12 protein-coding genes are annotated in these 13895 nt (G+C 63.7%); 4 read left to right on the top strand and 8 right to left on the bottom strand.

What is annotated here, in order from left to right; translation table 11 throughout:
* Positions 1-113 precede the first annotated feature (113 nt).
* The 6 genes from trmB to ET524_RS07000 form a co-directional block, all read right to left on the bottom strand.
* On the bottom strand, positions 114-1112 hold the full coding sequence (trmB, locus tag ET524_RS07025) for a tRNA (guanine(46)-N(7))-methyltransferase TrmB (RefSeq protein WP_129424446.1): 999 nt from the start codon (positions 1110-1112) through the stop codon (positions 114-116).
* 78 nt (positions 1113-1190) lie between these two features.
* On the bottom strand, positions 1191-3083 hold the full coding sequence (gene thrS, locus ET524_RS07020) for a threonine--tRNA ligase (protein ID WP_129424444.1): 1893 nt from the start codon (positions 3081-3083) through the stop codon (positions 1191-1193).
* A 368-nt stretch (positions 3084-3451) separates the two neighbouring features.
* Entirely contained in the window at positions 3452-3952 is a 501-nt protein-coding gene (locus ET524_RS07015) for a zinc ribbon domain-containing protein (protein WP_129424442.1), read from the bottom strand.
* A gap of 400 nt (positions 3953-4352) precedes the next feature.
* On the bottom strand, positions 4353-4694 hold the full coding sequence (locus ET524_RS07010; RefSeq protein WP_129424440.1) for an AzlD domain-containing protein: 342 nt from the start codon (positions 4692-4694) through the stop codon (positions 4353-4355).
* The gene (locus ET524_RS07005; RefSeq protein ID WP_129424438.1) at positions 4691-5566 is read right to left on the bottom strand and encodes an AzlC family ABC transporter permease; all 876 of its coding nucleotides are present in this window, start codon (positions 5564-5566) and stop codon (positions 4691-4693) included. Before ET524_RS07005 ends, ET524_RS07010 begins: the two co-directional genes overlap by 4 nt.
* Positions 5567-5631: 65 nt before the next feature.
* Complete coding sequence (locus ET524_RS07000; RefSeq protein WP_129424436.1) at positions 5632-6675, bottom strand: deoxyguanosinetriphosphate triphosphohydrolase; 1044 nt, start codon at positions 6673-6675, stop codon at positions 5632-5634.
* A gap of 463 nt (positions 6676-7138) precedes the next feature.
* On the opposite strand from ET524_RS07000, the gene ET524_RS06995 reads away from it, so the two are divergent.
* Positions 7139-8047 (top strand): MarR family transcriptional regulator, encoded by a 909-nt coding sequence (locus ET524_RS06995; RefSeq protein WP_201738712.1) that lies wholly within the window; start codon positions 7139-7141, stop codon positions 8045-8047.
* A 34-nt stretch (positions 8048-8081) separates the two neighbouring features.
* On the opposite strand, the gene ET524_RS06990 is transcribed toward ET524_RS06995, so the two are convergent.
* Positions 8082-9569 (bottom strand): response regulator transcription factor, encoded by a 1488-nt coding sequence (locus ET524_RS06990; protein WP_129424432.1) that lies wholly within the window; start codon positions 9567-9569, stop codon positions 8082-8084.
* A gap of 315 nt (positions 9570-9884) precedes the next feature.
* Between ET524_RS06990 and ET524_RS06985 the strand changes: the two genes are divergently transcribed.
* Together ET524_RS06985 and ET524_RS06980 are read left to right on the top strand one after the other, a co-directional pair.
* On the top strand, positions 9885-11540 hold the full coding sequence (locus ET524_RS06985; RefSeq protein ID WP_129424430.1) for an FAD-binding protein: 1656 nt from the start codon (positions 9885-9887) through the stop codon (positions 11538-11540).
* A gap of 135 nt (positions 11541-11675) precedes the next feature.
* Positions 11676-12362, top strand: a complete 687-nt coding sequence (locus tag ET524_RS06980) for a cytochrome c3 family protein (RefSeq protein WP_129424428.1) — start codon at positions 11676-11678, stop codon at positions 12360-12362.
* Between the two features lie 141 nt (positions 12363-12503).
* On the opposite strand, the gene ET524_RS06975 is transcribed toward ET524_RS06980, so the two are convergent.
* Entirely contained in the window at positions 12504-12902 is a 399-nt protein-coding gene (locus ET524_RS06975) for a hypothetical protein (protein ID WP_201738874.1), read from the bottom strand.
* On the opposite strand from ET524_RS06975, the gene ET524_RS06970 reads away from it, so the two are divergent.
* Positions 12883-13464: a DUF5692 family protein gene (locus ET524_RS06970; protein WP_236648277.1), complete on the top strand. Its 582-nt coding sequence runs from the start codon at positions 12883-12885 to the stop codon at positions 13462-13464. The two genes, ET524_RS06975 and ET524_RS06970, sit on opposite strands and share 20 nt — an antisense overlap.
* The last annotated feature ends 431 nt before the right edge of the window (positions 13465-13895 follow it).

Below are 13895 nucleotides of genomic sequence, written 5' to 3'. Positions count from 1 at the left end.
GCAGCATGCTACCACGCCGGCTATAGGCGCGATGCATAAGAGCTGACGAACGGTTATTGGAAATGTTGAGCGCGCCGCACAGCGGGCGACAGACGGTGCGAGCGGCGATGCGGCTAGATGGCGGGCGGGCGAAACTCCGGCACGCCGCGGGCGCGCTCGTGCGCGTGGCGGTTGCGCAGGTTCTCCACGCAGCCCTGCATGCCGTGCGGCACGTAATCGAGCGCGTCAAGGTTGTCGGGCAAGTAGCTGACCAGGGACAACGGCGCCGTTTGCTGCACGTGCGCCGGCGCGGGGCCCGGCACGGCGAACACGCCGAGCGCGCGGGCGCCCTGCTCGACAAGCTTGCGCTCGTAGGCGCTCCACGGCTCGTCGGGGCACACGGCGCGCACGTCGTCGGTGCGCCGCACCACGCGGTAGCCGGCAAGCTCGAACTGCGTGAGCGAGAAGTCGCGCAGCGGTTGGCTGTCCGTGCGCAGGCGAATGCCCGCGCCCTCGCGCAGAAGCCGGCGGTAGCCCATAAGGCGGTCGAGGTACGTCAAGCGCAGGTGCGCCTTCTTCTTTTTCGGGAACGGCGTGGGGTAGTTCATGAGGATGCACGCCAACTCGCCCGGAGCGAACGCGCGCGCCAGGTCAAGCTCGGCCGGGGCGCCCGAGCGGTGCGGCGTGCCCGACGCCGCGCGGCTTGCGCGCGAGGCGTGCGCATCGATGGGCGCCAACGCGGGCACGCCGCCCGCGCCAGAGGCGCCAGCGAGCGCGCGCTGCCCGTCCTCCGCAGCGGCGAACGGATCTTCCGCCAGCAGAAACACCGCGTTGTCCACACCGGCGGCCGCCGCCTGCTCGGCGCTTCGCAACGTGCAGATGGCGTCCACGTCGAAGCCCACGAACAGCACGTCGGGGCGCGCCCGCGCGCACGCCACGGTGTATTCACCCTTGCCGCAGCCCAGGTCAAGCACCACGTGCGCAAACGGTTCCGCACGTTTGGCACCACCCGGGGCCCAGTCCGCCCACTGCCCCGCCCACGCGGCGGCGTCCTTCACCGCATGCGCTTCGCACGCCGCAAAGCGCCGCTCGTACGAAAACCCCTTGTGCAACCGCGAAGCAGCGCTACGCATTCTTCGTCCTTCCCTTCACGCAAAGCGGCCCTGCAGGCGAAACGCCGGCAGGGCCGCCACATCATCCGCAAAAAACGCTTATGCGCGCGTGCGGGTTTCCTCAAGCACCTTCGCGATGAACTCGTCGGTTGCGAACGGGTGCGTCTCGTTGGAGCGGTCGCGCACGGAGATGGTACCCTCTTCCGCTTCCTTCTCGCCCACGATGATCATGTACGGCACGCGGTCGATGCTGCGGGCCTCGCGGATCTTGTAGCCGATCTTCGCGTCGCGGTCGTCGACGGCCACGCGGATGCCGGCCTCGTCGAGCTTCGCGGCAACTTGGTGCGCGTAGTCGCGGCTCTTCTCGGACACGCACAGGACCTTCACCTGCATGGGGGCAAGCCACACGGGGAACTTGCCCGCGTAGTGCTCGATGAGGATGCCGATGAAGCGCTCCACCGAGCCGAAGCACACGCGATGCAGCATGATCGGGCGCTTCTTCGTGCCGTCGTGGTCGACATATTCCAGGTCGAAGTTCTGCGGCATCTGGAAGTCAAGCTGCACGGTGCCGCACTGCCACGTGCGTCCGAGCGAATCCTCCAGGTGGAAGTCGATCTTCGGGCCGTAGAACGCGCCGTCGCCCTCGTTGAGCTCGTAGTCCATGCCCAGCTCGGCAAGCGCGGTTTTCAGGCCGCTCTCGGCGGCTTCCCAATCCTCGTCGGAGCCCATGGAGTCGTCGGGGCGCGTGGACAGCTCGACGTGGTACTTGAAGCCGAACTGCTGGTACACCGAGTCGATGAGGCGCACGACGCCCACGATTTCCTCGGTCAGCTGGTCGGGGCGCACGAACAGGTGCGCGTCGTCCTGGTTGAAGCAGCGCACGCGGAACAGGCCGTGCAGCGCGCCGCGCATCTCGTGGCGGTGCACCGTGCCGATCTCGCCGGCGCGAATGGGCAGGTCACGGTAGCTGCGGGGCTTCGACGCGTACACAAGCACGCCGCCCGGGCAGTTCATCGGCTTGATGCAGTACTCCTCGTCGTCGATGGTGGTGGAGTACATGTTGTCCTTGTAGTGGTCCCAATGGCCGGAGGTTTCCCACAGGTGGCGGTTCATGATCAGCGGCGTGGAGATTTCCACGTAGCCGGCCTTATGGTGAATCTCGCGCCAGTACTCAAGCAGCGTGTTCTTCAGCAGCATGCCGTTAGGCAGGAAGAACGGGAAGCCGGGGGCCTCGTCGCGCATCATGAACAGGTCCATCTCGCGGCCGATCTTGCGATGGTCGCGCTTCTCGGCCTCTTCGAGGTTGTGCAGGTACTCGTCCAGCTCGGCCTTCTTGAAGAACGCCGTGCCGTACAGGCGCTGCAGCTGCTCGCGGCTGGCGTCGGCGCGCCAGTACGCGCCCGCAAGCTTCATGAGCTTGATGGCGCCGATTTTGCCGGCAGAGGGAATGTGCGGGCCGGAGCACAGGTCGACGAACGACCCGTGACGGTAAATGGTGATCTCCTCGTCGGTGAGGTCGTCGATGTGCTCAAGCTTGAAGCGCTGGTCGGCGAAGATTTCCTTCGCCTGCTCGACGGTGACCACCTCGCGCACGAACGGCTCGTTTTTCTTGATGATCTCGGTCATTTTCTTCTCGATGGCGCCGAAATCGTCCGACGAGATGTTCTCGGGCAGCAAGAAGTCGTAGAAGTAGCCGTCGTCGGTGGCGGGGCCGAACGCGATCTGCGTGCCGGGGTAGAGCTCCTGCACGGCTTCGGCCATGATGTGAGCGCAGGAGTGGCGCAGGATGTGCAGCGCCTCGGGGCTTTTCGCCGTGATGATCTCCACGGCGGCGCCGTCGTGCACGGTTGCGGTCAGGTCGACGAGCTCGCCGTCGATCTTTCCGGCGAGCGCGGCCTTCGCAAGGCCCGCGCCGATGGAAGCCGCCACATCAGCGACGGTTGCGCCGGCGTCGAGCGTTTTCTTCGATCCGTCGGGCAAAACGATTTCCATGATACGTTCCTTTCTTGGGGCCGGGCAGGTGCAAAACGCCTGCGCAGCATGTGTATTGCGGTTACCGTATAGTACACCACGGCAACGGCCTTCATCCTACCGTAACCGGGTTGTTTTGGAACGAATTACCCCGCGCGCGCATAGAAGCACCACGCAACAGCGAGCGGAAGCGCTTGGGACGATTCGGCATGCGGGCCCGACCTTAAGCGCCAGAGGTTTCAAATGGCGAAGGCGTTGCATGGCAAGCGTCTTGCGCAAGCGGGCGCTTTCGTATCCGGAATGGGACAAAGGGACTGTTCCTTTGTCCCATTAAGACGAAACGAGCCGCCTTTGTGGGCGGCTCGCGATTTGCTTGCGGTAAGCGTGCGCTATTCCGGGCGCTGCGGGCGCGGGGCGCGCTGTTGCGCCTGGGGCTGCGGGGCGCGACGGGCTTGGCGCTGGCCGGCAACGGGGCTGGCGCAGTACGGGCACACCGTCCACGACGGCTCAAGCGCGTGGCCGCAGTGGGAGCACAGGTTCTTCAGGCGCTGATGGCAGTTCGGGCACAGCACGTAGTCGGCCTCGACGGGATAGCCGCAGTTCGCGCATTCGCCGTAGTGCATGAGCTGGCGCTGCTTGAGGGCAACTTCCAGTTCCTGCTCGTCGCGGTCGATGAGCAGCAGCGGCGGGCGCAGCAGGCAGTACGCGATGACGCCGACAAGCGGCACGAGCGCCACGATGCCCCACACGTACCAGTACGTGCCGCGCAGGTACGCGTCGCGCGCAACCCATACGATGGACAGGATATATAGGATGACCAGCAGCACCACCACAACGGTGAACGCCATCTGGATTTCAGGCGTGATCAGCTGCGAAAGCAGTTCGCTCATAATGTCCCCATTCTTTCTTTTCAGGTAGGCGCCTTATCGATGCGCCTGACGCGAAACGTGCGCGGTGAGGCCGCCCGGTTTCCCGATTAGCACATATACGACCCGTGATTATAGCAAAGCCGCAAGGATGTTCCCCCATTCCCCGTCAATTTCCGCAATCTGCGCAGGTGCAGCGAAGGATAGCGAAGGAAGCGGAGCGCGCGAGGCGAAGCAAGGAGAAGCGACCATACGCAAAGCGCGGATAGCGGGCGGCAGGACCGGTACCGCCCGGTAGCCCGACGCCTGGCGCTTGAAGCAAATAGTTGACAAACCGCCCCGTCCTCTTGTTGGCTTTGAGAATAGTTCAAGCGAGCAAGCGCTCGTTTCCGCAAGACGCCGCATTGCGCAGGCGGCCGCAGCACTAGAACAGGCCGGGGGCGAAGAAGAATGCGAGCGCGGCGTAGCTGGCGCAGCCGGCGATGGCGCACCACAGAAGCGACTTCGTCCTCCATGCCACCGCCACGACGACGGCCGCTGCCGCAAGCGGCATAGCCGCAGGCCACAGGCCCGCGTCGAACATGCCCGGGGACAGCAGGTCGTTAGCAACCAGCGCGGCGAACGCGGCCGGCGGGATGAACCCGAGCGCGCGCGCCAAGCCTTCGGGCAGCTGGCGGCCTTTCAGGGCGAACAGCGGCACGCAGCGGCAGATAAGCATGGTGACCAGGCACGTTGCGAACACGATGGCGAAATCTTGCATGCTCATCGACCCTCACCGCCTTCCTGCGCGCTCTCGCCCGCCTGCGCGCTATTACGAGGTGCGGCGTTTACGTCGGCCGGATTACCGCACGGAAGATCGACATCCTGGCAAGAGCGAGCCCGCGCATCGGCAGCATTCGCCTCGCCCGCCTGCGCGCTTTCGACCTGCGCGTCGAGCGCGGCAGCCTCGGCAACGCGACCTCGGCGCACCTGCGACACGAGCATGGCGGCCACCACGCCAAGCACGGCGCCCACCAAGATGGCAGGGCCGGCCAGCCCGACGGCCTTGCACGTGAACACGCCCACCATGGCAACGAACGCAGCCACGGCGTTTTCGAACGTGACCTTCTGCGTGACCAGTAAGCAAATAAAGATAGACGTCATGGCGAAACTGGCGATGGCTAGCGGAATGCCCAGCGCGCTGCCGATAAGCACGCCGGCAACGTTGGACAGCGTCCACGACGCACACGAGCACAGGTTCACCACGGTGGCGCGGCGCACGTTCCACGTTCCCGTGGCGAAGTTCGCCATGTTCACGCCGAAGCTTTCGTCGGTGACCGTGGCCGAGAACAGAAACGACAGGCCTTTGCGCTCGTTGGCGCACATGGGCGCAAACGACGCCGAGTACAGCATCTGGCGCGTGTTCACCAGCGACACGCTGGCCACGATCGACGCGATGGGGCTGCCCGCCAGCCACATGTTCGGAATCATGAACTGGCCGGCGCCGGAATAGAACATGCAGGACAGGAAGAACACCTGCACCGCGTTTAAGCCGATGGAGTCTTCAAGGATGCCACAGGGAATGCCGATGGCGATATAGCCCAGCACGATGGGGATGGCGGCCTGCACCGCCGGTTGGATGTCGTTTGAGAGTTTCATAGCCGCCTGATTATAGCCGTTCGCACGCCGCGAAAACAGGGGTTGCAATTGCGGCCCGGACGCGCTTAGCGCATGAAGTCGCGGGGAACGAACAGGCGGTTGAACGCGGCGGTGGCGAAGCGGTCGGTCATGCCGGCGATGTAGTCGGTGACGGCCTGCAGGTCATCGCCGCCGGAGATGGCGCGGTATTCCTCGGGCACTTCGCCGATGTTGGCAACGTAGTAATCGAACAGCTGTGCCACCAGGCATTTCGCCTTCTGCACCTCCACAAGCACCTGCGGGGCGGTGTAGACGTTGGCGAACAGGAAGCTGCGCAGCTCGTTCATGGCGTCCCACACCGGCGCGGACAGCATGATGTCGTCGGCGGCCGCCGAGGTTTCCACCATGTTGCGGACCAGCAGCTCGATGCGGCTGGAATGGTCAGGGCCAAGGACGCGGCGCGTGCTTTCGGGCAGCGCGGCCTCGGTGAGCAGGCCGGCGCGGATGGCGTCGTCGATGTCGTGGTTGACGTACGCGATGCGGTCGGCCGTGGCCACGATGCGGCCCTCGAACGTGTCGGCGCGCACGGGGCCGGTGTGGTGCAGGATGCCGTCGCGCACCTCGGCCGTGAGGTTGAGGCCGCGCCCGCCGTTCTCGATGCGCTCGACGACGCGCAGGCTTTGCTCGTTGTGGCGGTACTGCGCTGCTGCCTGGGCGCTTGCCGGGTCGATGCCGCGATGGCGCGCCAGGCACGCGGCCAAGGCGGCCTCGCCCGTGTGGCCGAACGGCGTGTGGCCCAGGTCGTGGCCAAGCGAGATGGCTTCGGTGAGGTCTTCGTTGAGGCCGAGCGCGCGGGCGATGGTGCGCGCGATCTGCGCCACTTCAAGCGTGTGCGTGAGCCGCGTGCGGAAATGGTCGCCCTCGGCGGCAAGAAACACCTGCGTTTTGTGCGACAGGCGGCGGAAGCTTTTCGAGTGCAAGATCTTATCGCGGTCGCGCTGGTATTCCGTGCGCAGGAAGTCGGGCTGCGCCGACTGCGCGCGGCCTTCCGTTTCGTCCGAGAACGCGGCGTCGGGCGACAGGAGCACGTGCTCGCGCTGCTGCTGGTCTTCACGGTGAACGATGTTCATGGTGGCCTCCTTGCGCTTGAGGTTTTCCGCCTGTGCACAGTATAGCGCCCAGCTGGGCAAAGCACCTGGCAGATGGGGAAATTGGGCAGCCGATAACCGCCGCGCCCGCACGACGGCACGAGCCGCGGCGCCGAGGCAACGCCGCGGCAAAACGCTTGGGAAGCCTCGGACTTGCCTGCAGTCCGCCGAGCGCCGCCAACGAGCGAACGGGCGAAGCGAGCAACCCCGCAGCCGCCGCTTTCGCCGCCTTCCCCGGCAAAAGCAAATCCCTTTCGCTTTCCGCATGCGCCAGCTCAGATACGCGAACTCGAAGCGAGCGGCGAAGATTATGGAAAGGTTCGCAACATATGTGGGACAAAAGGCCACAGGTGGGGCGAAATAGAGTACGATGTATTCACGTATGTAGCGAAACTGAAAGGCTGACATGGCACCAACGTCCACACGGCAAGCTAACGAGCGGCTTGTGCTCGATTCCGCGTTCTTCGTGGCCTTCGAGCTGGCCCACGAAGGCCTGAAATCGGGCCTGCACGAGGTTAGCTGCCTGAACTGCACGCAGTACCGCGTGCTGGTGAAGCTGGCCGCCGCCGAGCCGGAGGCCATCGCGCAGAAGGACCTGGGGCTGATTTTGGACCTGAAGCCCAACGTGGTGACGCACGCCGTGAACACGCTTGAAGACGCCGGGTTCGCGCAGCGCGTGGCGGCACCGGGGCGGCGCGGGTCGGCCGTGCGCGTGCTTGAGGCGGGCATCGCGCACATCGAGCGGGCGAACACGGCCATCATCGCGCAGCTGTATCGCCTGTTCCCCACGCAAACGGCACCGTTTCGCTCTATCCTGGAGGCCGCCGTCATGGCCGGCGCCACCATCGAGCCGCCGCTTTCGCGCGAGATGTCGCGCAAGTTCTTCGCGTCGCGCGCCTTGGCGTCGTTCGAGGTGCTGCGCCGACGCATGGAGCACGCGCTTGCCGAGTCGTGCGACGGCGCCACGTTTTCGGAGTGCCGCGTGCTGCAACGGCTTGGCGAAGTGGGACACCCCATGCGCATCGTGGACGTGGCGCGCGAGCTGAAGCTGACCAGCGCCACGGCCGTGCGCGCCACCGACCGGCTGGCGGCGCGCGGCTGGGTGGAGCGCATGAGCTCGCCCGACGACCGCAAGGCGGTGTACGTGGTGACCACCGGTGAGGGAGAGCGCATGCAGCAGATCGTGCTTGCCGGCGTGGACCGCGTGGCCACGAAGTATCTGTGGAGCCGCCTGACGCCCGAGAAGTGCGCCGACATCGCGCGCGCCGGGCACGTGGTGATGGCCGACCTGCAACGCCGCGAGGAAGCCGAGCGCCTCAGCAGCCTGGGAAAGCTGCGCCCGCTGGAACGATAAACGCCGCCCCGACGCTACTGGCACCCGCAGCGCATCAACCAGCGTTTTTCGCCTCAACGTTTTCCTGCAGGCCGTCCACCCCGAGTAGGTCGAACAGCTCCTCGCGGGAGTGGATGTCGAACTTCTGGTACACGTGACGCACGTGCGCTTTCGCTGTTCCGTTGGCTATGTAGAGCTCGCGCTCGATCATGCCGACGGTCTTGCGCTGCGCAAGCAAGATGAGCACCTCCGTTTCGCGCGACGTCAGGCCGAATCGTTTTGCCAAAAGCTCGCAGCGATCGGCAAGCTCCTGCTTGCGCACGGCCTCCCCGTTACCTTCGGGCCCCACCAAAAACGATGCGCCCCACTTGCTGGACAGCTCCTTTTGGGACAGCAGGAAAAACGTCCCCATCACCACGGCCAAAATGGCGATGCCGCTTGCGATGGTTGTCCCCCGCACTGAGCCGACGGTGATGACCGACCCGTATTCGTACATGCAGCGCCCCAGGAACATGAATACAAGCCGCAAGCTGCGCTCCATGCCGAACAGCCAGATGGCAGATACCCCGTAGCGATAGCACAGGTTGCTGCACAGCACCATGATGAGGATGGAGAACGCCGTGTAGCCACCCGCCACGCAAAATCCGCTGAGGTAGTCGTCAGTGAACCCAAGTACGGAAATCAAGAACAACGCCACCACCGTCAGCGGCAACGCAATGCGGCACAACGTGTTGAAATCGAATTTGTCGCGCTTAACGAGCACGCCGAGCAGCACCACACCCGATACCGCGAACGTTCCCGGTGAGGAATGCGGGCCGAAATAGCCCTGGTAGGCGTTTGCCTCGACGATACCGTACGAAAACGCGAAAAAGCCCATGAGCAAGATGATCTTCCACGGCACCGAGATACTCACCCACGCCTTTTGCGGGCGCTCGCCCTCGGGCAGCAGCGCAAACCCCTTGCGCGCACTCGCAAGCGACACGATAGGCAAAAGCGCCGTCATGACGAACAGCCACGGCATCTTCAACCCCATATATAAGTAGATGATAAGCGCACCGACGACGAGCGACGCCGCATAATACAGCGTCACGCGAATGGGGTTCAAACACCCGTACAGCTCGCTCCAAATCAAGATGATAAGGCCCAGCCCCACGCCGCCGGCAACCGAGGTTACCACGCCGAGCGATTCTGCCAGCCCCGGCGCGAAAAACGAGGCGAACAACAACACCGTCGAAGCGAGCATGGCCGTCGCGCACAACGCGAACGGCCAGCGCTTCGTGTACAGCGGCCCGATCCTGCGGGCCAGCAAAACAAACAGTACCATCTCGGCAACGGCACTAAAATCGAATAGGTCGCGCGTCGAGAGCGAAAACGCCGGGAAGCTCACGAACGAACCGACGAACGTAATCTCGATCCACGCGCGGTACACGCCCAGACCCAAAAACGCCAGCGGAATGGGTGCATACAGGCCCCTCAACCGGCGGCGTGCCTGAGGCGCGGCGTTTTCCTCCCCCGCTTCCTTCGCGGCTGCGATTCTTGTCATATCCCGTCACATCCCTCTTCTCAACGAGGGTTATGCGCTGTGCTAAACCCTCTCCCCGCTTTCCATTCTATACGAAGGCGCTTCGCCTGCCGAGTCGGCAGGCGAAATAAACAGCTGCATTTCCCCAGTTCGAAAGTGGGTTATCCGACAGGGTTATAGAAATAGCCCCCCGAACAACGAAGCCGGCCGATGCATCGACGCGATTGTGAAGATACGGTGAAGACACGGCAACGGGGAATTGCAAGGAAGGGGAACGTTGCCAGGCCCCGCCTTAAGCCAAGCGCAAGCGCGGGCCTCCATAGGAAAGGAGTAACCATGTCCAAGGAAATGTCGCGCCGCGACCTGTTCAAAATGAGCGGCATCGCCGCTGCGGGCGTCGCCGGCGCCTCGCTGTTCGCCGGGTGTGCGCCCAAGAGCGCATCTTCGGCTTCCAGCGATGCCAAAGCCGCAAAGGGCGGCGCAGACGCAGGCACGACCACCGCAGCCGGCCACAGCCGCGCCGGGCTGCCGAGCTTCCTCGATGCGCCGGCGGCCATCACCGACATCAAGGAAACCAAGGACTACGACGTGGTGATTGTGGGCGCAGGTGCTGCAGGCGTGCCCGCCGCCATCACCGCCAAGCAGGCAGGCGCAAGCGTCGCGGTCATCCAGAAGGAAAGCACCGCCATCTCGCAGGGCAACACCGCAACCGGCATCCTGCTTGACAAGTCCGACCCAGCCGGCGTCGAAGCCGTGGTATCCACGCTGCTTGCCAAGCACGAATACCGCGCCAAGCGTGAACAGGTTGAGCTATGGGCGAAGAACTCCGGCGAGGCCATCACCTGGCTGTTTGAAACCGCGCAGCAGTGCGGCGCGCAGGTTTCCGACACCACCAAGAAATGGACGTCCGGGGTACAGAAAGTCAACGGCTACGAGGTGAACTACCTTTCCATCGATTTCGGCCCGAAGCCCTATAACACCGGCGAGGGCATGAAGGCCCTGGCGGAATACGCCGAGAAGCAGGGCGTGGATTTCTTCTACTCCACCGAGGCCAAGCAGCTGGTGGGCGATTCGAGCGGCATCACCGGCGTCATCGCCAAGGGAAGCGATGGCAACATCCAATTCAACGCCAAGAAGGGCGTCATCCTGGCCGCCGGCGACTACCAAAACGACGACGACATGGTCAACTACTATATCCCCGATCTGAAGAACCTCGGCCGCAAACAGACGAACAAGACCGGCGACGGACACAAGATGGCCATCTGGGCAGGCGGCGCGATGGAGGAAATCGGGCACACCAAGATGCTCCATGACTTCGATGCCGGTCCGGGATCCATGTGCGACATGCCGTTTTTGGCCGTGAAGATGGATGGCACGCGCTTCTGCGATGAGACCTGCGGCATGTCCATCATGAACAACTTCTTGCGCAGCGAAACCGATCAAGGTAACTACTGCCAAATCTTCGACAACAACTACACCGAGACGGCCGCAAGCTGGCCGGGCAAGCTGTTCGACCAGGAAGCCATCAAGGCCTATATGCCCGAGGAACCCGGCGAGAAAAAGGGCGTCTACGAGGGCCAGATTGCCACGTTCAAGGCAGACACCCTTGATGAGCTGGCCAAAAAGCTCGGCATCACCGACGCCGCCGCCTTCAAGAAGGCTGTGGAGCGCTACAACGAGCTGGTGGCCAAGGGCGTGGACGAGGACTTCGGCAAAGAGACCAAGTACCTGGCCCCCATCGACACGCCTCCATTCTATGGAATCCATCGCCATGTGCGCGTGTCCGCCATCGTGTCGGGCGTGAACGTTGACGAACACATGCGCGTGCTCAAGGACGGCACGAACGAGGCTATCCCCGGTCTGTTCGCCATCGGCAACGTTGCCGGCAACTTCTTCGCAGGCGTTGACTACACCATGTGGATGCCCGGCCTGTCGCTTGGACGCGCCCACACGCAGGGCTACGTGGCCGGCAAGTACGTGGCAAGCCTGTAGCACATCCTTATCTCCCATCTTGCGCGCCGGCATGAAGCCCACCGCAGATGCGGGACTTCCCCCCTCGCTGAGCGCCCTTTCTTCCCTCCGGGCGCTCAGCATATATTCGCAGACGAACTTCTAGAGGAGACAGCCATGGACACGCCGTCGAGCGCATCAAACGCGAAAGCAAAGAAAAGCAAGAAACCGCTGATCGCGGGCATCGTCGTTGCCGTGGTCATCGTAGCCGGCATTGGTTTTTGGACGTGGCACAACACACCGGGTTTTTGCGGCGTGTGCCACACGCCCATGAGCACCTATGTGGACACGTTCGAAGCGCAACCAGGTACGCCGGCAGTCGATAAGTGGGGCAACAACGTCAGCGATGCCAGTTCGATGCTTGCCGTCACGCACAAGCAGGCAGGCGTGGAGTGCCTGTCGTGCCACGTTCCCTCCCTTGGCCAGCAGATCGGCGAGGTTACGGAAACCATCACGGGCGACTACTATTACCCGCTCGCAGAAACATCGATCACCGAGCTGATGGAGAACTCGGGGCAGAATTCGTCCGACGAAGCGGCGTTTTGCCTGAAGAGCGGCTGCCACACCGACGCCGCCGGCGCCGAAATCACCACGCGCAGCCAGCTGATGGACGTCACGGCCGACCGCTCGTTCAACCCGCACAGCAACCATCACGGCGATGCGACCTGCAGCGACTGCCACAAGTCGCACCGTGCGTCGGTGATGGCGTGCACGGAATGCCACAACGACGCCGCCGCGAGCATGCCGCAAGGCTGGGTTGACTACAAAACCGGCAAGCAGATCGCCGAATCAGCGCTGAAGTAGTCAATCAGCCCGTCGCCATTCGCACGCAAAGCGCGAAAAGCCCTCGCCAAACGAATTGGCGGGGGCTTTTGCGTTGCCGAGCTTTATGCGCGCACGTCAAATGGAGCCGCGTGCATTATGCTGCGCAGTTTTCACACCTTGCTACTTCGTGAAGCGGGCCGCTACCAGCAGCATTGCCACGTTCACGGCGGCGTCGAGCGCGAACAGGCCGCCTACTGCTGCCAGGTTCGGGCTTGCCGTGTTGATGGCCGCGAACATGAGCACCGTCAGCACCATCACCACCGCGCCGCACGCCGCGGCCGCGCCGACCAGATTCCAGCTTGCGCGCCTGCCGGCGCGCGCCATGCACGAGCACACCACCTGCGCCGCCGCTCCAAGCAGCGTGCCGATGAACGCCGTGAACACCGCGGCCGCCACCAGCAGCATGCCGGCACCCGGCAGCTTCGATGACATGGAGCCCACCTGCGCGCCGGACAGGATGCCGCTTGCCACCACCAGCAGGCACACAAGCGAAAGCGCCGTGCGCGCGTTCGGCACCACGTGGATCTCCACCGAGGGCGTGGAGCTGCACGGCGGCTGGCACAACGTGTTCAACGGCATCGCGGGCATCTTGAACATCTTCGTCATGACCGGTTGGTTCGGCATCTACGTGTCGAAGAAGAAGCAGGACATGCTGTGGCCTGACATGACCTGGGTGTTCATCATCTCCTACGACATCTGGAACTTCTGCTACACCTACAACTGCCTGCCGACGCACTCCTGGTACTGCGGCCTGGCGCTGCTTCTGGCCCCCACCGTGGCCGGCATGCTGTGGAACAAGGGCGGCTGGATCCAAAACCGCGCGAACACGCTGGCGCTGTGGTGCATGTTCTGCCAGGTGTGCCCCCTGTTCGCCAACGACTCCATCTTCGCCGTGCAGTCGGTGAACGACCCGAACGTGAACCTGGTGGTTTCGCTGCTGGCCTTAGGCGCGAACATCGCAGCGCTGGGATACGTGGCCTACCGCAGCAAGAAGCTGGGCCGCAACCCGTACACGAACGAGATTTTCGTGGGCACGAAGGATTACGAGAAGGCCATGTCGCGCGAGGAGAATGCCGCGTAAGAGCGAGGCTTGCACGAGAAGGCCGTGCTGAGAAAGGAAGAAGCGGGGGCGCAACGAGCACGGCGTGGTTCAGCTGACTGCGATAACCCTTGCAGATGAGGCGAATCGAGGGCGGAGCAAATGCTCCGCCCTCTTCGCGTTGCGCCAGCCCCATTGCCGCTTGCGCTCGCGGGGCAAGGCCCATAAAGCAGTGACGCGCCTTCGGCGCTGCTTTAGCTGGGCTGAGCTTTCGCTCAACCCTACAAATCGAGGCCTCGAGCTCCGACAACGCCGCAATCTCATCGAAGCCCGCAACAAGATTTCGTAGCGTCGAGCAAGCTCGACACCTATAAGATAGCGCCGAAGGCGCGTCACCTATTTGAAAAGCGGCCACAAGGGGGGCGTTCCGCTGCCCGAGCACCAACGGGACAAAGGGACAGTCCCTTTGTCCC

The organism is Senegalimassilia faecalis (genome assembly GCF_004135645.1).
GTDB lineage: Bacteria > Actinomycetota > Coriobacteriia > Coriobacteriales > Eggerthellaceae > Senegalimassilia > Senegalimassilia faecalis.
Note: the sequence above shows the minus strand (reverse complement) of the source record. Positions and strands in the feature narration are given on the sequence as shown.

What these genes read in the sequence shown, in the direction of transcription:
- ET524_RS06985 (WP_129424430.1), top strand. Translation starts at nt 9,885, where the DNA reads ATGTCCAAGGAAATGTCGCGCCGCGACCTGTTCAAAATGAGCGGCATC.
- ET524_RS07010 (WP_129424440.1), bottom strand. Translation starts at nt 4,694, where the DNA reads ATGAGCATGCAAGATTTCGCCATCGTGTTCGCAACGTGCCTGGTCACC.
- ET524_RS06980 (WP_129424428.1), top strand. Translation starts at nt 11,676, where the DNA reads ATGGACACGCCGTCGAGCGCATCAAACGCGAAAGCAAAGAAAAGCAAG.
- ET524_RS06990 (WP_129424432.1), bottom strand. Translation starts at nt 9,569, where the DNA reads ATGACAAGAATCGCAGCCGCGAAGGAAGCGGGGGAGGAAAACGCCGCG.
- ET524_RS07000 (WP_129424436.1), bottom strand. Translation starts at nt 6,675, where the DNA reads ATGAACATCGTTCACCGTGAAGACCAGCAGCAGCGCGAGCACGTGCTC.
- ET524_RS07015 (WP_129424442.1), bottom strand. Translation starts at nt 3,952, where the DNA reads ATGAGCGAACTGCTTTCGCAGCTGATCACGCCTGAAATCCAGATGGCG.
- ET524_RS07005 (WP_129424438.1), bottom strand. Translation starts at nt 5,566, where the DNA reads ATGAAACTCTCAAACGACATCCAACCGGCGGTGCAGGCCGCCATCCCC.
- trmB (WP_129424446.1), bottom strand. Translation starts at nt 1,112, where the DNA reads ATGCGTAGCGCTGCTTCGCGGTTGCACAAGGGGTTTTCGTACGAGCGG.
- thrS (WP_129424444.1), bottom strand. Translation starts at nt 3,083, where the DNA reads ATGGAAATCGTTTTGCCCGACGGATCGAAGAAAACGCTCGACGCCGGC.